The following is a 21,034-nucleotide window of genomic DNA, read 5'->3' as shown; positions in this document are numbered from 1 at the left end:
ATGGTCCAGAGCATTGATCCGCGTGCCAACGTTTATATGGCCAGCCTGCCGCTTGGGCGCGATCCCGCCTCGGTGCGCCGCCGGATCGAGGCAATGGAGCGATTGCTGGAGGGCATGATCGAGGTGCCGGGGCTTAACCGTAAGGTCGGGCTCGATTTTCTGCTCGGCCTGGTGCCGATCGTGGGCGACGCGGTTGCTGCCGCCATGGGTGCGTGGATCGTCTGGGAAGCGCATAACCTGGGCATGGGCAAGCTTCAGCTAGCGCGAATGGGCGCGCGCGTCGGCTTCGACGCAATGCTGGGTATCGTACCGATCGTCGGCGACGCTGCTGATTTCTTCTACCGGTCGAACACCCGCAACGTGAAGACAATCAAGAGTTATTTGGATCGACATCACCCTGCGACGGTGACGGTGGAGCGGTAGTCAGCGGGTCCCCTCTATCGGTCGCCAAGGATCGAACTGAACCCATCACGCTCCCGCGCGGGCCTGCGGCTGGTGCAAGACACCCCCGGTCATCGGCTCACGCACGCCGGTGGTGCCCGGGAAGGAGATGGGCAGACCTCTAACCGAGCGCGCTGCCATATAGGCAAAGCCCTCCGCTTCGATCGCATCGCCATTCCAGCCAAAGGCATCGACGGGCTCGGGGCTTATGCCCGTACGCTCGGCAATCATCGCCAGCATCACGGGGTTGTGCCGCCCGCCCCCGGCGATAAGCAGCCGCCGCGGACGCTCGGGCAGCAGTGCCAACGCCTCGGCGACAGTGGCGGCAGTAAAGGCGGTGAGCGTCGCCGCGCCGTCGGCGGGGTTGAGGCCGCGCGCTGGCTGGATGGTGAAATCGTTGCGGTCCAGCGACTTGGGCGCCGGCTGCGAGAAGAACGGATGGTCGAGCATTACGGCCAACACCGCTTGATCGACATCTCCCGCGGCGGCGAGCGCGCCGTCGGCATCGTAGCGCGCGCCGGTCTGGTCCTCGATCCACGAATCGATCAGGCCATTGGCCGGGCCGGTATCGAACGCCACCAGTGCGCCGTCCGTGCCGATCCAAGTGACGTTCCCGACACCGCCGAGGTTCAGCACTGCCAGCGGCCGTTCCAAACCAGCGGTCAGCGCGGCATGATAGACCGGTAGCAGCGGTGCGCCCTGCCCACCCGCCGCAACGTCGGCGCTGCGCAGGTCCGCAACGGTTGCGATCCCTGTCGCATCGGCAAGCGCCTGACCGTCGCCGATTTGCCACGTCCAGCCGCGATCGGGGCGATGCGCCACCGTCTGGCCGTGGAAACCGATCACGTCGATTTCCGCCGCGTTGCGTCCGGCGTCACGCAGCAGCTTCTGCACCGCCATGACGTGCGTCCGCGTGATAAGGTCGGCCGCGGCCACTACGTCGGGGCTGGCGCGCGGCTTATCGAAGGTGAGCGCGAGCGCCGTCGCCGCGGCAAGCTGCGAACGCGCGGCATCCGAGTACGCCTCGCCGCGGAACGCGAGCGGACGCACCAATCCTTCCCCATCAGTTTCGATCAGCGCCGCATCGATCCCATCGAGCGACGTGCCGGACATCAGCCCGATCGCCAGCATGGCCTTACCCCCAAATTCACACGCGATCCGCCCCCACGGATCGCAAACCCTTCATCGAGCACAGCTTTGCGCATATGGCAAATCGGCTCGTCCCGCACTATGTGCGCCGCCACTCATGGCAACACGTCTTCCCTCACCGCCCCGCGTGGGCATGGTGTCGCTCGGCTGTCCCAAGAACTTGGTCGACAGCGAGCGCATTCTCACCCAGCTGCGCGCAGACGGCTATCACATGTCTCCGGATTATGCGGGGGCTGACGTGGTGCTGGTCAACACCTGCGGCTTCCTCGACTCGGCCAAGGAGGAAAGCCTGGAGGCAATCGGCGAAGCGATCTCCGAAAACGGCCGCGTCATCGTGACGGGCTGTATGGGCAAAGAAGCCGAGGTGATTCGCGCCCGCTTTCCCAATGTGCTCGCGATCACCGGCGCGCATGAATATGAGCAGGTCGTCGAGGCGGTGCACGAAGCGGCGCCCGCCAACCTGTCGCCCTACATCGATCTAGTGCCTGACGCCGGGCTGAAACTCACGCCGCGGCATTACAGCTATCTGAAGATCTCGGAAGGCTGCAATCACCGCTGCTCCTTCTGCATCATCCCATCCTTGCGGGGTGACCTCGTCAGTCGGCGTCCCGATGCTATCCTGCGCGAGGCGGAGAAGCTGGTCGCGGCCGGCACGCGCGAGCTGCTGGTGATCAGCCAGGACACGTCCGCCTATGGTCTGGACCTTCGGCACGCGTCCTACCCGCTGAAGGGCGGCGGCGAGGTGCGCGCGCACATGACCGATCTGGCGCGCGAACTCGGCCGGATCGCGCCCTGGGTGCGGCTGCACTACGTCTATCCCTATCCGCACGTCGATCAGGTCATCCCGTTGATGGCGCAAGGGCTGGTGCTGCCGTATCTCGACATTCCGTTCCAGCATGCTGCGCCAAACGTCCTGCGCGCGATGAAGCGGCCGGCGAACGACGCCAAGGTGCTTGCGCGCCTGCGCAGCTGGCGAGAGATCTGCCCGGATATCGCAATCCGCTCGACCTTCGTGGTCGGCTTCCCCGGCGAAACCGAGGCGGATTTCGAGTATCTGCTCGAATGGCTTGATGAGGCGCAGCTTGATCGCGTCGGCGCCTTCCGCTTCGAACCCGTCGAGGGCGCCAGCGCGAACGCCTTGCCGAACCCGGTGCCGGAAGAGCTTAAGGAGGAGCGCTACGCCCGCATCATGGCCAAGACCGCCGCGATCAGCGCCGCCAAGCTCCAGGCGAAGATCGGCCGTACCTTTGAGGTGATCATCGACGCGGTGGGTGAGGACGGCGCCACGGGGCGTTCCTATGCCGACGCGCCGGAGATCGACGGTGAGGTGCATCTGCGCGACGCTGGGCATCTTTCAGAAGGCGACATCGTGCGCGTGGCGATCGAGGATGCCGACGAGCACGACCTGTTCGGGGTGCCGCTCTGATCGGAGCACGGGCCACGCACGCCTGTATCCGAGACGCGCCCTTCGACAAGCTCACGGCGAACGGTGTGCATCATGTCGCTGGGAAAACGTCGCGAGTGGTAGCGGAGGAGGGACTTGAACCCCCGACCCCAGGATTATGATTCCCGTGCTCTAACCAGCTGAGCTACTCCGCCGCGCCTTCGTGAAGGGGCAAGTACCGCTCGCGAGGCGCGGGCTATAGCAGGGCATTTTCGGGCGTCAAGCGGCGAACATGTGCCGCGACAATGGCTCCCATGGGCCGCCGCGATACCACCAGGCGGCAAGGCCGGCCACTGCCAGCGCACGGGGCCGGTAATCGGCGCTGAGCGCAGCCAGCAGCGCCTTTGCGGCGGCTGGCTCGACCTTGTTCTGGACGGTGACATGCGGCCGCCAGCCGGCCTGATCCTGCGGCGTCAGCAGGCCCGCGAACGCATCTGCGATTCCCGCGCGGATATGCTCCAGCGCCGGGCTGACGATACGATAAGCGACGCCGCGCCCGAGCGAAAACGGCGCGCCTAGTCGGGCCTCCGGCGCCGGCATGCCGCGCGTTTCGTCGGTCAGGCGGCGCTTCAGTTCCTCTACCGCGCTTGGCGGCAGGTGATGGAACATCGTCAGGTGCGCCGCTATGTGATTGCGTTCGGGCGGAAAGTGGCGCTGGCGCAGGCCATCGAACCACGCCTGGTCCGCCTTGCCGAACAAGGCGGTGACGATGATCGGTGCGGGGATCGGCGCGGGGGCCAGCGCGCTCAAATCTCGATCTGGCTGCCGAGCTCGACCACCCGGTTGGTCGGCAGACGGAAGAATTCCATCGCGCTTTCGGCGTTGCGCAGCATCCAGGCGAACAGCTTCTCGCGCCAGATCGCCATGCCCGGCCGCTCGGACGGCAGCAGCGTTTGGCGGGACAGGAAGAAGCTGGTGTCCATCATGCGGAACTCGCCGTCGCATTCGTGGAAGGACTTGAGTGCCGCCGGAATATCAGGCGATTCCATAAAGCCGTAGCGCAAGATCACGCGGTGGAACCCCTCGCCCAGATCCTCGTGCATGAATCGGTCCGCCTCGGGGAAGTACGGCATGTCGCTGACCTTCACCGTCAGGAGGATCACGCGATCGTGCAGCACGCGATTGTGCTTGAGGTTGTGCAGCAGCGCATGCGGCACCCCCTCCGGCGTGGAGGTCATGAACACCGCCGTGCCCGCGACGCGCGTGGCGCTGCTGGCGGCGGAACCGATGAACACCTTGATCGGCATCGCGCCCTCACGCATCCGCTGCAGCATCAGCTTGCGCCCGGTCGCCCAAGTGGTGAGCAGGACGAAGACGATGATCGCGATCAGCAGCGGGAACCAGCCGCCGTCGGGCACCTTGGTCAGGTTCGACGAGAAATACATGCCGTCGATGAACAGGAAGGTCGCGACGAACGGCAGCACCGCCCATAGCGGCCAGCGCCATACGCGCTGGATCAGCACCGCGACCATGCAGGTGGAAATGAACATCGTCCCCGTCACCGCGATGCCATAGGCCGCGGCGAGGTTCGACGATTCCCTGAAGCCCAGGATCAGCAGCAGCACCATCGTCAGCAGCGCCCAGTTCACCGCAGGGATGTAGATCTGCCCCGCGGCCGACGCGCTGGTGTGCTCGATGCGCAGGCGCGGCATCAAGCCGAGCTGCACTGCCTGTTGCACCACCGAATAGGCACCCGTGATCACCGCTTGGCTGGCGATCACCGTGGCCATGGTGGCCAGGATGACGAGCGGCAGGCGCCATTCGTCACCCGCCATCAGGAAGAACGGATTGCGCGCCGCGCTGGGGTCGCCGAGCAGCAGCGCCCCCTGCCCGAGATAGTTTAGCATGAGCGCGGGGAAGACGAACCACAGCCACGCATAAGCGATCGGCTTGCGCCCGAAATGCCCCATGTCGGCGTAGAGCGCCTCGGCACCGGTAACGGCGAGCACGACCGAGCCGAGCGCAAGGAACGCCAGCGTGCCGTCCGTCGCGGCGAAGCGAACTGCCCAGCGCGGATCGAGCGCGAGCAGGATCTCGGGCTGCGCGATGATCTGCGTCAGGCCGAGCACGCTCAGCGTGATGAAATAGACCACCATGATCGGCCCGAACAACTTACCGACCCTCGCCGTGCCGACCGACTGGAGATAGAACAGCCCGATCAGGATCGTCGCCGCAATCGGGATGACGAAACTGTCGAATCGCTGCTCCACCGTCGCGAGTCCCTCGACCGCCGACAGCACCGAGATCGCGGGCGTGATCATGCAATCGCCGAAGAACAAAGCGGTGGCGAGAACGCCAAGCACGACGAGGCTCGGGCCCCAGCGCTTGCCAGCGCCGCTGCGACGCTGGATGAGCGCCAGCAGCGCGAGGCTGCCGCCTTCGCCATTATTGTCGGCGCGCAGGATGGTCATGACGTATTTGAACGTCACGATCAGCACCAACGACCAGAAGATCAGGCTGACGACCCCGAAGATATGCAGCCGGTCCACCGTCAGCGGATGGTGCCCGACGAACACTTCCTTCATCGCGTAGAGCGGGCTGGTGCCGATATCGCCATAGACCACGCCGACGGCGCCGAGCGCGAGCTTGGCGAGCGTATCGTTGTGATGGCCGTGCGCGTGCGGCGCGGCCGTGGTGGCAGCGGTGCTCACCGGAAGACCGCCGACGCCAGGTTCAAGGGGAAAAAAGCCACCGTTATCCTGTCAAAGCCCCGGCGCGCCTAGCATCTGCTGATGATGCCGCAAGGGGGAACGTTGCGAGAACATAGGAGTTGGCTGTTCCGAAAGGAAGACCGACATGGCCGAGGCCAACCCCAAGAGCGAACCCTTTTCGAACGCGGAGAAGGATCCCGACGACTGGACCACCGGCGACGAGCCGATGACCGGCGCGCAGGCAAGCTATCTCAAGACGTTGAGCGAGGAAGCTGGCGAGACGTTCGATGAAGGCCTGAGCAAGGCGGATGCGTCGAAACGGATCGATGCGTTGCAGGAGAAGACCGGGCGCGGGAAGTAGTAGGATCGACGTCCGATCCTCCCCCGCCAGGGGGAGGTGGCAGCGCAAAGCGCTGACGGAGGGGGCGGAAGCGGAACAATCGGAAGGACACCGCCGCCCTCCCCCTCGGGCGCCTAAGGCGCCACCTCTCCCTGGCGGGGGAGGATGAGTCAGCGGGACTGTAGTCCGCCTTGTTCCATCGCCGCCATATAACGGTCGAGCAGGAGCAATCGCGTCGCGATCGAGCGGCGGTAGTCTGCGCCCTCGGGCGATAGCGACACTGCGCGCAGCCACAGGCGGCGCGCGGCCGGCAGGTCGCCGGCGCGGATATAGGCGAGGCCGGCGTAATAAGGCGGTGCCGGGTGTTCGGGGGCGAGCTGGAACGCGCGGCCGAAAGCGAGCTTGGCGGCGGGCGACATCTGGTTGCCGTCGAGCAGCGCCAGATTGCTGCCAAGCTGAGTCCACAGAATATAGCTGCACGGGATTGCGCGAGCGCCGCCAAGCACGACTCGCGCCGCCGCACGCCGATCGCCGGCGCGCAGCATGGCATCCGAAGCAACGAGATACGCCGTGTCCGCGGTGAAGCGCCCCATCAGCCGCTCGCGGAACATCACCGCTTCCGGCTCGACCGCGACCGGATCGGCGGCGGGGCGGGCCGGTGCGGCGGCAAGTGCGGGACGGGCCTGCCAGGCATAGCCCGCCGCACCGAGGAACAAGGCGGCGCCGGCGAAGGACCACAGCATCCGCGGCAGGCGCAGCAGCACCATCGCCCCGAAGGCAAGCGCGCCGATCACCGCAAGGGCAACGAAGCCGCTCATGGCTCCAGCGTCTTCGTTTCGTGCATCTTGCCGGCGAGTTCGGGCGGCATGTATTTCTCGTCATGCTTGGCGAGCAGATTGCTGGCGACGAACGAGCCGTCGCGCTGGAAGCGGCCTTCCGCCACGACCCCCGATCCTTCGCGGAACAGGTCGGGCACGATGCCGGCAAAGCGCACCGGCGTGGTCGCGCGGCCATCGGTGACGATGAAGCGCACGGTGACGCCGTCCGCGGCACGCGACACCGATCCGCCCGCGACCATGCCGCCCAGCCGCACGGCGCGGTCCGCCGCGAGCACGTCGGGCGTCACGTCCGACGGCGCGTAGAAGAACGCGGCCTGATCGCGCAGCCCGGACAAGGCGAGCAGTGCCGCGACCGCGATCGCGAGTACCGCAGCGCCGACCAGCCACAGGCGTTGATGTTTGGCCTTCACCTTTTATCCTTTTCGGCGCGACCCAACGCGTACCAGCTTGCCAGCGCGAGCAGCGCGGTCGCGCCGAGCGTTACCGCGTAAGCGGCGATGACGAACGGCCAAGCGTTCATACTGTCGTCCTGCGCCGCAGCCGCGCCTCGGCCTTGGCGATGGCGAGGAAGGTCCGCATGCGCATCAGCACGATCGATCCGAACAGAAAGGTGAAGCCTGCCATCATGATCGGCAGCGGCCACAGGATCGAGGTGTCGATCGTGGAGCGGGTGAGGCCGATGCTGGGCCCCTGGTGCAAGGTGTTCCACCACACCACCGAATAGCGGATGATCGGCAGCAGCACGGTGCCCGCGATGCCGAACAGCGCGGCGATCCGCCCATCCCCACCACGCTCGCGATCGGCGCGGGCAAGCGCTATATAGCCGAGATAAACGAAGAACAGCAGCAGCATCGACGTGAGCCGCCCATCCCATTGCCAATAGGTGCCCCAGGTCGGCCGGCCCCAGATCGCGCCGGTGACGAGGCAGATGGCGGCGAAGGTGGCGCCCGGCAGTGCGATGGCGCGTGCGGCGACATCGGCTAGCGGATGGCGCCAGACGAGAAAGGCGATGCTGGACAAGGCGATCCCGCTCCACCCCCCCATGCCGAGCCACGCGGAAGGCACGTGGATGTACATGATCCGCACCGACTCGCCTTGCAGATAGTCAGGCGGCGTCTGCGTCAGCCCCGCCCAGCAGCCGATCGCCACCAGCAACGCGCCCAGCCCACCGAGCAGCGGCGTGAGCGGGCGTGCGATCTTCAGGAAGCGCGCAGGATTAGCGAAGGCGTGGAGGGCGGGCACGATAGGTTAGCCCTTATTGGCAAAAAGGCGGCGCGTCATCTGGTTGAGCGCACCGCCTTGACCTTCCGTTCGTGCCGAGCAACGTCGAGGCATGGGCCTCACGCGCAAGCGCTTGCGGCTCTGTCCCTGGACTTCGCTTGGGACGGACGGGGTTATTGGCTCAGCCGCGCCCGATCAGACGCCGCGCGATCCGATCCGCCACATCCGCCGCGGGATCACCGCTGGCGTCGCTTTCGTCCCACACCTCGACCAAGCGATCGCGGATGCGCGCGATTCGGGCCTTCACCTCGGCCTCGTCGCCGTGGCCGAGATATTCCAGCCCAACGTTGATGATGCCGCCCGCGTTGATGACGTAGTCGGGCGCGAACAGGATGCCGCGCTCGTGGACGCGGCGCCCGTCCTCGCGCGTCGCAAGCTGGTTGTTCGCGCCGCCCGCGACCACCTTCGCCTTCAGCGAGGCGATCGATGCCTCGGTGAGCACCGCGCCGAGCGCATTGGGGCTGACGAGATCGACATCGGCGGAAAGGATCGCGTCGGTCGCCACCGTCGAGGCGCCGAGTTCCGCGGCAAGCGCTTCGGCGCGCTCGCGGTTCACGTCGGCCAGCGTCAGCACCGCGCCGTCCGCCGCCAGCAGCTTCGCCAGGCCGCCGCCGACCGAGCCGACGCCCTGGATGGCGACGCGCACGCCCTTCATGTCGCTGGCGCCCAGACCACGCTTGGCCGCCGCCTTGACGCCAAGATAGACGCCCAGCGCCGTATAGGGCCCGGGATCGCCGCCCGCCGCGCCGCTCGCCACCGGCAGGCCGGAGACATAGCGCGTCTCTTCCGAGATCACCTTCATCCGCGCTTCGGACATGCCGACGTCCTCGGCCGTGACGTAGCGGCCGCCCAGCGACTCGACCACACGGCCAAACGCGCGCAACTGCGCCTCGCTGATCGTCGCCCCCGGCTTGTCGGCAAGGACCACACCCTTGCCGCCGCCGAGGTCGAGGCCGGCCATGGCGTTCTTGAAGCTCATGCCGCGCGAAAGGCGCAGCGCGTCGGTGATCGCGGCGGTGTGATCGGCGTAATGCCAGAAGCGTACACCGCCCGCTGCCGGCCCGAGCGCGGTGGAGTGGACAGCGATTACCGCCCGTAGCCCAGACGCCGGATCGGTGAAGAGGTGGACGCCCTCATGGTCATCGAAATCGGGAAAGCCCCAGGCGGTCATGTCACTCTCCGTTCATCGCACGAATGTTACTCAGACGTGAAATAATCTTGCCGCGCCAAAAATGCGAGCAGGAAATACCAGGACATGACTCTAGGGCGGAATGGGGCGACCGACGGGACTTGAACCCGCAACTTCCGGCATCACAAGCCGGCGCTCTAACCAATTGAACTACGGTCGCCGCAAGAAGTGGCGCCCCTACGGCGCGCAAGTTTGGGCGTCAAGGGAAAGCTTGTCCTCTCGTCAGAACCGACCCTCGATCGCCAATTCCATGCCGGTCTGCGTCTGCACAAAGCCGGTCGCCTGCAGGCGCGCCTCTGCGGCAGGATCGCTGGGTTGCAGCGTCAGTTCGGCGCGGTAGCGGCCGTCGGGCCAGAGGCGGATCGTGCTGCCCTCGTTCCCCGCCGCGCTGACCAGCGGCAGCAGCAGCGCGCCGCCGTCGCAGCGCGCGTTGCCGGTGAGCGACGCTGGCACGGCCAACCCACCGATCTCCCCCGACATGGTCGCGCGCACACGGCCTTCCGCTTCTTCGCACACGTCGCCGCGGAAGCGGACGCTGACGTCCTCCAGATCAAGCATGGTCACCGGCACAGGGCGAAACGCGTTGCCGACCGGCAGCGACGCGGTGACATCGTCGAGGCCGAAGCTGTGCCGGCTGACGCCGATCGCGCCCGACAGGCGCGGCGCAGGCGGCTCCGCCGTGCCGTCGAGATCGACGCGCGCCCGCCCGACGAGAAGCTGGAGCGGCGAGACGCCCGCCTTCAGGTCACCCAGCCCGATTTGGCCGAAGCGCGCCTCACGCAATTCGCCGGCCCAGATGCTGCCGGTCACCTCGCGCGCCGTCATCCCCTGCCCCGCCAGCCCGAACCAGCCGAGCGCGAGGCGCAGCGGCAGGAAGGCGAGCAGCGCCGCCACGAAGAAGGCGAGGAACAGCGCGCTCGGCCCCGTTGTCAGCCGGATGCGCCTCATGCCTCGCGTCCCTTCAGCGTCAGTGTCGCCGACACCGTGCCGTCGCCATTGCCGGTGATGGTGGAGGCATCGACCAGCAGCCCGTCATGCTCCAGCCCGGCGATCCAGCCAAGCAACGCACCTGGCTTGGCGGTGGCGATGCCGATCCGCACGTTGTTGCCCTCTGGCTCCAGGCTCGACAGCGAGAAACCGGCCTCGTCGGCACGCGTGCGAATTGCATCGACAAGAGGCCCTTCCGGCGCCCGCGGGCGACCGCGCTGGATCGCCTTCACCTGCGCCACTTGCCGCTGCACCTCGCCCAGCCGCACCTCGGCGCGAGCGTGGCGCTCGCGGGTCGATTCGAGGCCGTCGCGAACCGGGCGGATGATCCCCGCCCAAAGGATCGTCACGACCAGCAAGGCGAGCATGATGAGTATCAGCCGCCGCTCGCGGAGCGAGCGCCCCTGATACCAGGCCGTGAGATTAGTCATGGGAGAGTCACCGTCAGGTCGCCGCGCAAACGCTGGCCGTTGGACTCGAACGTGCTGGCGGTGACCGCAAAGCCCGATTCGCGCAGCCGCGAGACGAGCTGGTTGGCCTGCGCCTCCCCTTCCGCCGCGACGGTGGCGCGCAGATCGCCGTTCGGCTCAAAGGCGAGCGCGACCAATTCGGTGCCCTCCACGCCGCGCACCGCGCTCGACAATGCCGCCGCCGTCGCACTGAAACCAGCGCCGGGGCCGCGGAGCCGCGACAGCCGCTCGGCTAGCAAGCGATCGGCATCGCCCTGGTCGGCGCCGCGCGGCAGGCCCTCGCGCGCCAGGGCATCGGCGCGCGCCTCCGCACTGTCCGCGGCGATGGCGTATTTGGTGATCCGCACCAGATCGATCGCCAGTGTCGCCACCAGCACCAGCCCGCCGAGCACCGCGAGCCGGCGGATCAGCGCCCAGTCGATCGCGCGCCGCTTGCGCTTGGCAAAGGCGCCCTGCCGCAGGTTGAGCGCGGGGCGAAGCGCGCTGGCGGCAATCGCGGTTTCCACCGCCTCGCGCCCGAGCGTCTCCGGCGCATGGTCGCCGGTGATCAGCGCGGTCAGCCGCGCCTCGTCCGCAAAGCCGCTGGTGAGCCCGCGCACCACCGATTGCCCGCCGAGATCGGCGCGGACATAGCCCGCCTCCGGGCGCGGCAGCAGCATCGGCGCGGGCACCACGGTGGCAGGATCGAGCCCCAGTCCGGCGAGCGAATCGAGCCAGGCGCGCATACGATCGGCCGCGACGACGCCGATCGGTCGTTCCTCCTGCGCCTCGTCGCCGACCGCGACATGCAGCCCGTCGAGCGGCGCGGCACTGGCATCCGCGACGAGGATGCGCGCTGCCGCAGCGGCCTGCGCCGGCGAGCGCGCCGGCAGCGCGCCCCAGTGCAACGTCACCGCATCGGCCGGCGCGACGGCGATCACCTCGCCGGCGTCGCCCTCGGGCACGCCCTCACCACGCGCGACGACGGCATCGTCGTCCACGCGCAGCCAGCGCCACGAATCATCGGCACTGGCCGGAAGGAAGAGCAAGGTCGCGGTCATGACGGTTCGCCCCATTGCCGCGAGACGAGCCGCGCGGGAAGCGTGGAAGCGTCGATCAGCGCGCGTTCCTGCAATTCGCTGGCCCCGACCGTCACGTCGACGCGCAGGTCGAACCATTTGGTGGTGACATCGGCCTGCTGCTGCGCGGCAGGATCGGGCGTGATCCCGTTCTCCGCCAGCGGCTTCCAGAAGTCGGCGACTTCCTCATAGCCGCCCGGCGGGCGGCGCAGCAGCAGCGCGCGGGCGCGATCGATACCGAGCGTGTCGGGCAGCAGCATGGCGACGAGCGGGGCCTGTTCAGGTGTGAGGGTGTTGACGTTCAGCTGCGAGCGCCCGGCGCGCGGCAGGGTACAGATCCACGGGCGCAGCTTGCGATACGCTTCGGCCGTCACGCCGGTAACGGCGCGCAACTCGCTGGGATCGGCCATCAGCGTGCCGGCGGTGCGATAGGGCGTGGCGAGGCCGGTATAGGCGCTGTCCTCCGCGCCGGTGCCCAGCGCCTGATCGTCGCTGTCGATCCAGTCTGCGGCGGCGGCGGCGATCCCCTCCCCGCCCGGTATGTTGACCAGCCGGATCAGCCGCGCGAACTGGGCGATGGTGGTGGGATCGGCGACGTATGTGCCGTCGAGATCGCTCACCAGTCCGTTGAGGTTAAAGCAATTCCCGCCATCGCTGACCCGGGCGGTGGCGACGCCACCGGGGATCGGGATGGTGTAAGGACGATTGCTCCAGCCGCCCAGCAGGGTGACACGGCTTGCATCGCGGCGAAGCAGATCGGTGACGCGGCCGGTGGCCAGCGCCTCGGCGGCAAGCGCGAGGCCGCGCGCCTGGTCGAGTTGGACGGCGTTGGCGGCGAGCCGCGTGCCGAGCCGCAGCCGCTCCAGCGCAGTCGTCGCCATCACCGCGATGATCGCGACGAGCAGCATGACGGTGAGCAGCGCCGCGCCGCGTTCGCCGGGGCGCCTAGGGCGCATCGTCGCCGGCCTGGGTAGGTGCCTGTGGAAGGGGCGGCGCGCCGCTGCCGACGAGGAACATTTGGCGGAAGGTGACCCGGTCGGCGCGCTCGACCACCAGTTCCAGCGCTTGCGGCAAGGGCGCACCTTGCGTGCCGTTCCAGCTGTCGCTCCACCCGCCGGCGAGGCGATAGCGTAGCCGCACGCCCTTCACGCTGGCCAGCGCGGTCGAGGCGGGGAGCGCGGCGGCGCCATCGACCATCGGCCAGGCGATGCGATCGAACGCGTCGCCGGTGAGGCGATAGCTCACCTTTTGCAGCGTCGAGCGCGGCTGATCGTCGATGTTGCTCCAGCCGGCACGCACGAAGGTAAGGCTGGTTGCGTCGCCGACGAAGGCGGGGAGCAAGGTGCCGCGATCGTCGCGCGCGGGCCGATTGAGGGCTTGCGCAAGGTCGGCCGCGAGCAGCGACGATTGCCGCGCGAGCGCGCCGACGTCGTCGAGGCGTGCGGTGGTCGCGGCTTGCGCGCGGACGCTGAAGGCCAGGATGCCGACGCCGGCAGAGGCGATCATGCCGAAAATCATCAGCGCGACCATGACCTCGACCAAGGTGAAGCCGTTGGCGGGGCGCAACCGCCTCCCCTCCCGCTTGCGGGAGGGGTCGGGGGAGGGCCTGTTGACAGCGTTGCCCGCGCGGACAGGCCCTCCCCTAGCCCCTCCCGCAAGCGGGAGGGGAATAGCGTGGGCCGCTCTCACGAGACGATCACTTCGGGCTGCGGCGGTCGGATCATCGTCAGCCGTCCCAGCGGCCGCCCGCCCGCATCCACCACCGCCACGTCGATGCGCAGGATGCGCGGATCGCCGGTGGGGCGTACCTCCCGCACCCAGCGCCAGGCGCGGCCGCCATTCTGCTCCACCCCGCCGGCCCGGCCCACGGTGGGCGCGCGCGGCGCCGTGACGGCATCCACCGCGACGTTGCGCGCCACCATCTGCGCAACGATCGTATCGCCCAGCAGCGCGGTGGAGCGGATCGTCGCCCCCTCCAGCCGGATCAGCGCCAGCGCGGCAAGGCTGAACACCGCAAGCGCAACCATCACCTCGACCAGGGTGAAGCCGTTATCACGCCTGCGAAGGCTAACCATCGACCCGCGCCCCGGCATTGACACCCACCGTCACCTGCACCCGAGTCCGCTCGCGCCGCAGCGGCACCACCAGCGCGCGATCCGCCATGCCGGTCGAATCGAACGTCACGCGGGTGCGCTCCGCGACCAGCGCCTGAGTACCCTCGCCCCATTGCGAGACGCGCAGCGGCTTTTCGGCGATGGCGATCCACTGCCCGCCGCGGCGCTCGTCGAAACCATAGCCGCTCGGATCGACCCACACGCTCACCGACCGGCCGCTGATCACCGCCGCGTCATGCGCCGCGCGCACGCGGGTGGCGAAGCGCGCACCCTCGTCCACCAGCCGCCCGCGCGGATCGGGCATGGCGAGGACGGCGACGGCGGAAGCAAGGCCGATCACGGTGATGACGATCATCAGCTCGACCAGCGTGAAGCCGTGTTCGGCGGAACGCCTCACGGGCGTGAAACCGTGTTCGGCGGAACGCCTCACGGGCGTAAAGCCCTGTTCACCCCTCCCGCTTGCGGGAGGGGTCGGGGGTGGGAGCGTCAGATCAGGCCATCGCTCGCGCGGACGCGCCGCCCCCCGGCCCCTCCCGCAAGCGGGAGGGGAGGTAACGGGAACGGCGCGCGCGCCCGGCACTCAGCTTACTGCCAACTGCCGATATCGGCATTGATCCCCTCGCCGCCTTCCTTGCCGTCGGCGCCGTTGGTCCAGATGTCCACCGCGCCATGCTTGCCCGGGGAGGCGTAGAGATAGGCGTTGCCCCACGGATCCTCGGGCAGCTTCTTGATATAGCCGCCGGCCTGATAGGCAGCCGGGTTCGGCAGGCCTGCGGGCGCGCTGGTCAGCGCGGCGAGGCCCTGTGCGGTGGTCGGATAGTTACTCTGCTGGAGCCTATACATTTCCAGCGCCTGTTCGATCGTGGCGATGTCCGCCTTGGCTTTCTGCACCCGCGCAGTGTCGCCCGATGGGATCACGTTCAGCGCGACGATCGTGGCGAGAAGCCCGACGATGACGATCACCACCATCAGCTCGACGAGGGTGAAGCCGTTCTTCTTCCGGCGCTTTTTCTCTACTATACGCATGACGTCTCTCATTGCCCCGCAAGCGTGTTGAGCTGCAGGATGGGAAGCAGGATCGATAGCACTATCGTCGCGACGACACCGCCCATGATGACGATGATGAACGGTTCGAGCAGCGACATGGCCGTGGCGGTGAAGCGATCGAACTCGCGCTCGAGATAATCGGCAGCGCGTTCGAGCATTTCGTCGAGCTGCCCCGCCGCCTCGCCCGACGCGGCCAGATAGGTAAGCAGCGGTGGGAAGACGCCGGCGCGGCGCATTGCCGCCGACAGGCTGCCGCCCGAACGGATCGAATCAGTGATCTCGTCCGACGCGGCCTTCAGCCGGCGATTATAGATCGTCCCCGCGGTGAGCACGAGGCCCTCCAGCAGCGGCAGCCGGCTCGCCACCATCGTCGACAGCGTCCGCGCCATGCGCGCGGCGTGCAGGTCGCGCAGCAGGCGGCCGAGCAAGGGGATGCGGAGCAACCAGGTGTCGAACGCCAGACGGATCGGCGGTTGGCGCAGGGCCATGATGAAGCCCGCGATCCCGGCGGCGAACGCAAGCAGCATCAGCCACCACCAGCCGACCAGCAGGTCGGAAATGGCGATGACGATCCGGGTCAGCAGCGGCAGCTCCTGGCCGACGGTGTCGAACTGCTCGACCACCTGCGGCACGACGAAGATCATCAGCGCGGCGACAACGCCGGTCGCGACGAGCGCGAGGATGATCGGATAAGCCAGCGCGGTCAGCAGCTTGCCGCGGATTTCCGCCTGACGCTCCAGAAGCGCCGACAAACGCTCCAGAATTGCCGGCAACGTCCCCGAACTTTCGCCGGCCGCAACCATCGCGCGATACAGCGGCGGGAAGCTCTTGGGTTCGCGCGACATGGAATCGGCGAGCCTGCGGCCTTCCACTACACCGGCGTGGACATGCTGGACCACGTCGCGGACCTTCTCCTGCTCGGTCTGCCGCGTGATGGTGCGCAAGGATTCCTCCAGCGGCGACACGCGCGACAATGTGGCGAGCTGGCGAGTGAAGAGCGTCAGCTGCTTGCCCGACATCTTCGGCCGCCCGAGCTGGAGCCCGAACAAGGGGCGACCGCGCGCGGCGGGGGCGCTGCCGGGTTCGATGCGAACGACGTAAAGGCGGCGTCGGTCGAGCACCGCGCGCGCAGCGGCGATGTCGGCGGCCGCGATGTGCCCACGCGTCTCCTGCCCGCGCGTGTCGATCGCGAGATAATCGAAGTCAGCCATATCCTCCCCCGCAGGAGGAGGGGGACCGCGCGCGAAGCGCGTGGTGGAGGGGCGTTGCCGCAGCCGACTCGCTTGTGGAGGCGCCCCTCCACCAGCCTTCGGCTGGTCCCCCTCCCAGTTCCGGGGAGGATACCTCAGCCATCGCTGTCGCGGCGCGAGACGCGGACCGCTTCCTCCGGCGTCGTCACGCCCTGCTCCACCATCCGCCGCGCCGCAGCCGTCAGCGTCTCGCTCTTCGCAAACGCATGCGCGGCTATCGCCGCTTCGTCGGCGCCGTCGTTGATCATCCGACGCACGGTCTCGTCGACGCGTACGCCTTCATAGACGCCGACACGCCCCTTGAAGCCCGTGTGGTTGCACTCGGCACAGCCCACCGCCTCATACGCCGTCGCCTCACGCGCCACACCAAGCAGCGGCGCCACCGTGTCCCCGGCGGGCACAGCGCGGCGGCAGGTCGGGCACAGCCGCCGCACCAGCCGCTGCGCGATCACGGCGCGCAGCGTGGAGGCGAGCAGGAACGGCTCCACCTTCATGTCGCGCATGCGCGTGATCGCGCCGATCGCGTCGTTGGTGTGAACGGTGGACAGCACGAGGTGGCCGGTCAGCGACGCCTGCACCGCGATCTCCGCCGTCTCGCGGTCACGAATTTCGCCGACCATCACCACGTCCGGGTCCTGGCGCAGAATCGCGCGCAGTCCGGCGGCGAAGGTGAGGCCGACCTTGGCATTCACCTGCGTCTGGCCGACACCCTCGACGGCATATTCTACCGGATCCTCGACGGTCAGGATGTTGCGGCTGCCGTCGTTGAGCAGGCGAAGCGCGGCGTAGAGCGTGGTCGTCTTGCCGCTGCCGGTCGGGCCGGTGACGAGGACGATGCCATTGGGCTCGTTGATCGCGCCTTCGAGCAGCGCGTGCACCGGCGCCGACATGCCCAGAGCATTGAGATCGATGCCGGCATTGTCCTTGTCGAGGATACGCAACACCACGCGCTCGCCCGCGCGGCTCGGCAATGTCGAGACGCGCACGTCGAGCAACTTGCCGCCGAGCGTCAGCCCCATGCGCCCATCCTGCGGCACGCGCCGCTCGGCGATGTCGAGCCGCGCCATCACCTTGATACGGCTGACCACCACCGGCGCGACATGCGGCGGCATCCGCAGCGTCTCGCGCAGCACGCCGTCGATCCGCATGCGCACGACGAGGCCCGTTTCATAAGGCTCGATATGGATATCCGACACGCCGTTGCGCGCGGCGTCGGCGATCACCCCGTTGATCAGCCGGATCGCGGGCGCATCGTCGGCGGTGTCGAGCAGGTCCTCCGCAGTGGGGATACCGTCGGCGAGCAAATCGAGCTCGTCGCCCATGCCGACCGCGGCCAGCGCGGTGGCCTGGCCGTCCATCGCATAATTGTCGCCCAGCAGGCGATCAAAGGCAGCCGGTTCGAGGATCGTGATGTCGAACGGCCGCCCAAGCACCCGGCGCACCTCGATCAGCGCACGCGGATCGGCGCCTTCGCGCAGCGCCACCGCATCGCCGGAGAGGGTGACGCCAAACTTGCGGGCAAAGGCATAGGGAAGCGAGACTAAGTCCCCCTCCCGCTCGCGGGAGGGGCTAGGGGTGGGCCTGTCCTCAAGCGAAGCGTGCTGGACAACAGGCCCACCCCCGGCTCCTCCCGCAAGCGGGAGAGGAGACGGCCCGCCCACCTCATCATCTAAATCCCGACCCGTCCGGATCACTTGTCGCGCCGCCTGATCGTGGTGGTGGTGTTGCGCTGGACCGGCACGTTGACGCGCGGATCCTCGATATTGCCGGGGATCGGCGCGGATGGGATTGGCGCGGCGGCGCCCATGTAATCGCGCACCAGTTCGTCGATGCTCGGCTCGCGATCCGGATTATGCTGCCCCTGCTGGAGGCGGAGATAGCCGTAGCGCTGCTCGGTAACCTTGCGGTTATCCTCCGGCGAGCGCAGGATCGTGGGGCGGATGAAGACCATCAGGTTGGTCTTCGTACGCTGCCGCGCCTTGGAGCGGAACAGGTTGCCGAGCACCGGGATGTCGCCGAGCAACGGCAGCTTTTCGAGTGTGCGCCGCTCGTCATCCGACAGCAGCCCGCCAATAATCGCGATTTGCCCGTCGTCGACGGTCAGCGTCGTCTCCACCTCGCGCTTGTTGAGGATGAGGTCCGAATTGTCGTCGCTCACCGGCCCCGCGATCGAGCTGACCTGCTGGTGCAGGAACAGCTTGATCGAGCCAGAGGAATTCACCTGCGGCCGCACCTCAAGCTGGATGCCGACATTCTCGCGCTGCACGGTGCGGAAGGCGTTGTCGAAATTCTGGCTGAGCGCCTGCCCGGTCGTGATCGGAATTTCCTGGCCGACCAGGATGCGGGCTTCCTGATTGTCCAGCGTGATGAGGCTCGGCGCCTGGAGCAGGTTGGATGTGGTGTCGGCCTTTACCGCGTTGATGATCGTGCCGAGGATCGTGCCGCCGCCGATATCCCCGCCAAAGCCGCCGAAGCCGCCGCCCGCCCCCAGCACTGAGTTGAGCGCCTGCTGCGCCAACGCATCACTCGCGGAATTGGGCGTGTTGGTCGTCGTGCGCGACCCGTCAGCGCCGACCACCGTCGTCGAGGTGCCGCCGATCTCGCGCGCGGCGATCGCGCCCGCGATGGTGAGCAGGCTGGGCGCGGAGTTGGAGAAGCTGGTCGCGCCGAATGCGCCGCCCGACAGGCTGCCGAGCAGGAACTGGAAGCCGAGCCGGCTCGCCGTCTGATCCGACACTTCGGCGACGATCGCCTCGACCAGCACCTGTTCGCGGCGCGTATCAAGCTGGCGGACCACTTCGCTCAACTGGCGCTGAATATCGGCCGGTGCGGCGATGACGATCGCATTGGCGCCGACGAAACGCGTGACGACCGCAGGCGCCCTGCCCCCTTGCGCCTGCACCGCCGCTTGGCCGCTGGAGCCGCCACCCGGCGCGCTTTGCGTCTGCGTCTGGTTGCCGGTGTTGACCGACGGCTGGCCTGCGCTGGTGCCGGCGCCGTTGGTGGAGGCGCCGAAGTTCGACTGGCTGAGCTGGTTCTGCGGCACCGAATCGGGCGTCTGGCCGACGAGCTGCTGAAGCACCGGCAGCAGCTGCGCGGCATCTGCATGTTCGAGGAAGACGACGCGGATCTCGGTGCCGCTCTTCGCCTTCTGATCGAGATCGGCGGCGACCTGCGCGAGGCGCGCGACCGTGGACGGATCACCGCGCAGCGCGACCGAGTTGGCGCCCTCAACGGCAACGACGCTCGCGGTGGCGGTCTGCCCCTGCGCCGGCGTGCCGATCAAGCCCTGGAGCGCGGTGGCGATGTCACGCGCGCCGGCGTTCTTGAGCGCGACGACGCGCGTGGAATTATTATCCGAGTCGATCCGGCGCAGCACTTCGCGGACGCGACGGACATTGTCGGCGAAGTCCGCAATGACGATCGAACTGCCGGCGCGATTGGCGCTGACCGCGCCTTGCGCCGAGACCAAAGGACGGACGGTATCGACCGCCGATTGCGCATCGATCGACCGCAGGCGGACAATCTCGGTAACGAACTGGTTGCGCGCGGCGCCAGCGACGCCGATGCGACCGGGATTGGCGGCGGCATTCTCGGTCGGCTGGACGCGCAGCGCGCCATTGGCGGTCGGCACGGTGACCAGGCCGTTCGCGCGCAGCGTCGAGAGGAACACCTCGAAATATTCGGATCGGCTGAGCGGGCGATCGGTGACGACGGTCACCTTGCCCTGCACCCGGCTGTCGATGATGAAGGTGCGCCCCGTCACCTTGGCGGCATCGGCGATGAACGCGCGGATATCGGCATCACGCACGTTCAGCGTCGTCTGTGCCTGTGCCTGCGCGGCAAGGACGAGCGCCATGGCCGGCGCGAGCAGCCACCGCTTCATTGCCCGGCCACCCGTACGCTGAGCGGCAGCGTCTGGCCGCCACGGTCCACCGTCAGCGCGATCGCGCCGCCGCCGCTATATTGGCTCGCGAGCCGCTCGATATCCGCCGGGCCTTGCACCGCGCGGCCGCCAATCTGGGTGATGACGTCGCCCTCCCGCAGCCCGGCCGCACGAAAAGCGGCGCCCGATCCCGCTGGCCGCACCACGAGCCCGCTGATCCGGCCGCCCTCGACCCGCGGCACGAAGCCGATGTCACTTTGAAACTGCTGCACGGTGATTCCTGATGTGGCTGGGGCGGCGGCGGCGGACGTTGCGGCGGAACCGTCACTGCCGGGCACTGGCGTTGCGGGCGTGCCGCTACCGGATTGATCGAGGAACACATTCTCGCGCGTGCCGCCGCGCTCGATCGAGACATGGTCGAACGCGACTTCGCGCAGGATCACGCCGGGCATGATCTCCTCGCCCACGGCGACGCTCTTCTGCTCGCCGTCCGGACCGGCGATGATCGCGGAGCCGCGGCCCATCGCTTCGTCAATGCGGGTGCCGAACAGCTTGAGCTGGAGCGAGGTCACGACCGCGGGGCCGCCCGGCGCCGCGGCGCCGCTGATGCGGTAGAATGGATCGAAGCCGCGCAGCACCTGGTCCGGCGCGGCAGGCAGTGCCAAGCCGGCCGGCCGCCAGTCGCCCAATGGCGACACCGGCGTCACCACCGTCCACACCAGCCGCGCGCACTGGATCGCGAGCGCGCCCAGCAGCACCAGCTCCGCCGCGGAATAGACGTTCACGACGGGGAGCCGCCGCAGAAGCGCCCGCGCGCGGGCGTCGAAACTCAATCGCATGTGTCTGCCAATCCCCGCGCAGCCGCCGCTATGTCCGCGATGTTACAGC

22 protein-coding genes and 2 tRNA genes are annotated in these 21,034 nt (G+C 68.1%); 3 read left to right on the top strand and 21 right to left on the bottom strand.

Annotation, left to right across the window (positions count from 1 at the left end; translation table 11 throughout):
• Entirely contained in the window at positions 1 to 423 is a 423-nt protein-coding gene (locus tag SPHI_RS12780; protein WP_076745342.1) for a DUF4112 domain-containing protein, read from the top strand.
• Between the two features lie 45 nt (positions 424 to 468).
• Here SPHI_RS12780 and SPHI_RS12775 read toward each other — a convergent pair whose 3' ends face one another.
• Positions 469 to 1,572 carry an anhydro-N-acetylmuramic acid kinase gene (locus SPHI_RS12775; protein WP_076745341.1) on the bottom strand — a complete coding sequence of 368 codons (1,104 nt, stop codon included), beginning with the start codon at positions 1,570 to 1,572 and terminating at the stop codon, positions 469 to 471.
• A 115-nt stretch (positions 1,573 to 1,687) separates the two neighbouring features.
• On the opposite strand from SPHI_RS12775, the gene rimO reads away from it, so the two are divergent.
• On the top strand, positions 1,688 to 3,016 hold the full coding sequence (gene rimO / locus SPHI_RS12770) for a 30S ribosomal protein S12 methylthiotransferase RimO (protein ID WP_076745340.1): 1,329 nt from the start codon (positions 1,688 to 1,690) through the stop codon (positions 3,014 to 3,016).
• 96 nt (positions 3,017 to 3,112) lie between these two features.
• Here rimO and SPHI_RS12765 read toward each other — a convergent pair.
• The 3 genes from SPHI_RS12765 to SPHI_RS12755 form a co-directional block, all read right to left on the bottom strand.
• A tRNA-Met gene (locus SPHI_RS12765) sits at positions 3,113 to 3,189 on the bottom strand.
• A 64-nt stretch (positions 3,190 to 3,253) separates the two neighbouring features.
• Positions 3,254 to 3,784 carry a 2'-5' RNA ligase family protein gene (locus tag SPHI_RS12760; protein WP_233130917.1) on the bottom strand — a complete coding sequence of 177 codons (531 nt, stop codon included), beginning with the start codon at positions 3,782 to 3,784 and terminating at the stop codon, positions 3,254 to 3,256.
• Positions 3,781 to 5,685, bottom strand: a complete 1,905-nt coding sequence (locus SPHI_RS12755; protein WP_076745339.1) for a potassium transporter Kup — start codon at positions 5,683 to 5,685, stop codon at positions 3,781 to 3,783. The genes SPHI_RS12760 and SPHI_RS12755 overlap by 4 nt, the downstream gene beginning before the upstream one ends.
• A gap of 145 nt (positions 5,686 to 5,830) precedes the next feature.
• Between SPHI_RS12755 and SPHI_RS12750 the strand changes: the two genes are divergently transcribed.
• The gene (locus SPHI_RS12750) at positions 5,831 to 6,046 is read left to right on the top strand and encodes a DUF3072 domain-containing protein (protein WP_076745338.1); all 216 of its coding nucleotides are present in this window, start codon (positions 5,831 to 5,833) and stop codon (positions 6,044 to 6,046) included.
• A 149-nt stretch (positions 6,047 to 6,195) separates the two neighbouring features.
• Here the strand turns inward: SPHI_RS12750 and SPHI_RS12745 are convergent, their stop codons facing one another.
• The 17 genes from SPHI_RS12745 to SPHI_RS12665 all read right to left on the bottom strand — a co-directional run bounded on the left by SPHI_RS12745 (position 6,196) and on the right by SPHI_RS12665 (position 20,985).
• Entirely contained in the window at positions 6,196 to 6,843 is a 648-nt protein-coding gene (locus SPHI_RS12745) for a tetratricopeptide repeat protein (protein ID WP_076745337.1), read from the bottom strand.
• Positions 6,840 to 7,274 carry a cytochrome c maturation protein CcmE gene (ccmE, locus tag SPHI_RS12740; protein WP_076745336.1) on the bottom strand — a complete coding sequence of 145 codons (435 nt, stop codon included), beginning with the start codon at positions 7,272 to 7,274 and terminating at the stop codon, positions 6,840 to 6,842. The genes SPHI_RS12745 and ccmE overlap by 4 nt, the downstream gene beginning before the upstream one ends.
• A 106-nt stretch (positions 7,275 to 7,380) precedes the next feature.
• A complete protein-coding gene (gene ccmC, locus SPHI_RS12735; protein ID WP_076745335.1) occupies positions 7,381 to 8,106 on the bottom strand; it encodes a heme ABC transporter permease CcmC in 726 nt (241 codons plus the stop codon).
• Positions 8,107 to 8,266: 160 nt separating this feature from the next.
• Positions 8,267 to 9,316 (bottom strand): Glu/Leu/Phe/Val family dehydrogenase, encoded by a 1,050-nt coding sequence (locus SPHI_RS12730; RefSeq protein WP_076745334.1) that lies wholly within the window; start codon positions 9,314 to 9,316, stop codon positions 8,267 to 8,269.
• Between the two features lie 101 nt (positions 9,317 to 9,417).
• Positions 9,418 to 9,494, bottom strand: a tRNA-His gene (locus tag SPHI_RS12725).
• A gap of 62 nt (positions 9,495 to 9,556) precedes the next feature.
• Entirely contained in the window at positions 9,557 to 10,282 is a 726-nt protein-coding gene (locus tag SPHI_RS12720) for a type II secretion system protein N (RefSeq protein ID WP_076745333.1), read from the bottom strand.
• A complete protein-coding gene (gene gspM, locus SPHI_RS12715) occupies positions 10,279 to 10,752 on the bottom strand; it encodes a type II secretion system protein GspM (protein WP_076745332.1) in 474 nt (157 codons plus the stop codon). The genes SPHI_RS12720 and gspM overlap by 4 nt, the downstream gene beginning before the upstream one ends.
• Positions 10,749 to 11,831 carry a type II secretion system protein GspL gene (gene gspL, locus SPHI_RS12710; protein ID WP_076745331.1) on the bottom strand — a complete coding sequence of 361 codons (1,083 nt, stop codon included), beginning with the start codon at positions 11,829 to 11,831 and terminating at the stop codon, positions 10,749 to 10,751. Before gspL ends, gspM begins: the two co-directional genes overlap by 4 nt.
• Positions 11,828 to 12,805 (bottom strand): type II secretion system minor pseudopilin GspK, encoded by a 978-nt coding sequence (gene gspK / locus SPHI_RS12705; protein WP_076745330.1) that lies wholly within the window; start codon positions 12,803 to 12,805, stop codon positions 11,828 to 11,830. Before gspK ends, gspL begins: the two co-directional genes overlap by 4 nt.
• Positions 12,795 to 13,415 carry a type II secretion system minor pseudopilin GspJ gene (gspJ, locus tag SPHI_RS12700; protein ID WP_076745329.1) on the bottom strand — a complete coding sequence of 207 codons (621 nt, stop codon included), beginning with the start codon at positions 13,413 to 13,415 and terminating at the stop codon, positions 12,795 to 12,797. Before gspJ ends, gspK begins: the two co-directional genes overlap by 11 nt.
• 119 nt (positions 13,416 to 13,534) lie before the next feature.
• Positions 13,535 to 13,924: a type II secretion system minor pseudopilin GspI gene (gene gspI, locus SPHI_RS12695; RefSeq protein ID WP_076745358.1), complete on the bottom strand. Its 390-nt coding sequence runs from the start codon at positions 13,922 to 13,924 to the stop codon at positions 13,535 to 13,537.
• Entirely contained in the window at positions 13,917 to 14,360 is a 444-nt protein-coding gene (locus tag SPHI_RS12690) for a GspH/FimT family pseudopilin (RefSeq protein WP_332888923.1), read from the bottom strand. Before SPHI_RS12690 ends, gspI begins: the two co-directional genes overlap by 8 nt.
• Before the next feature lie 188 nt (positions 14,361 to 14,548).
• Positions 14,549 to 14,989 (bottom strand): type II secretion system major pseudopilin GspG, encoded by a 441-nt coding sequence (gene gspG, locus SPHI_RS12685; RefSeq protein ID WP_076745327.1) that lies wholly within the window; start codon positions 14,987 to 14,989, stop codon positions 14,549 to 14,551.
• A gap of 8 nt (positions 14,990 to 14,997) precedes the next feature.
• The gene (gene gspF / locus SPHI_RS12680; RefSeq protein WP_076745326.1) at positions 14,998 to 16,221 is read right to left on the bottom strand and encodes a type II secretion system inner membrane protein GspF; all 1,224 of its coding nucleotides are present in this window, start codon (positions 16,219 to 16,221) and stop codon (positions 14,998 to 15,000) included.
• A 134-nt stretch (positions 16,222 to 16,355) separates the two neighbouring features.
• A complete protein-coding gene (locus SPHI_RS12675) occupies positions 16,356 to 17,921 on the bottom strand; it encodes a GspE/PulE family protein (RefSeq protein ID WP_083719985.1) in 1,566 nt (521 codons plus the stop codon).
• Positions 17,922 to 17,950: 29 nt separating this feature from the next.
• Complete coding sequence (gene gspD / locus SPHI_RS12670; RefSeq protein ID WP_076745324.1) at positions 17,951 to 20,146, bottom strand: type II secretion system secretin GspD; 2,196 nt, start codon at positions 20,144 to 20,146, stop codon at positions 17,951 to 17,953.
• Positions 20,143 to 20,985 carry a type II secretion system protein N gene (locus SPHI_RS12665; RefSeq protein WP_076745323.1) on the bottom strand — a complete coding sequence of 281 codons (843 nt, stop codon included), beginning with the start codon at positions 20,983 to 20,985 and terminating at the stop codon, positions 20,143 to 20,145. Before SPHI_RS12665 ends, gspD begins: the two co-directional genes overlap by 4 nt.
• Between the last annotated feature and the right edge of the window lie 49 nt (positions 20,986 to 21,034).

It is taken from the genome of Sphingomonas jeddahensis, from assembly GCF_001981525.1.
Lineage (GTDB): Bacteria > Pseudomonadota > Alphaproteobacteria > Sphingomonadales > Sphingomonadaceae > Sphingomonas > Sphingomonas jeddahensis.
Note: the sequence above shows the minus strand (reverse complement) of the source record. Positions and strands in the feature narration are given on the sequence as shown.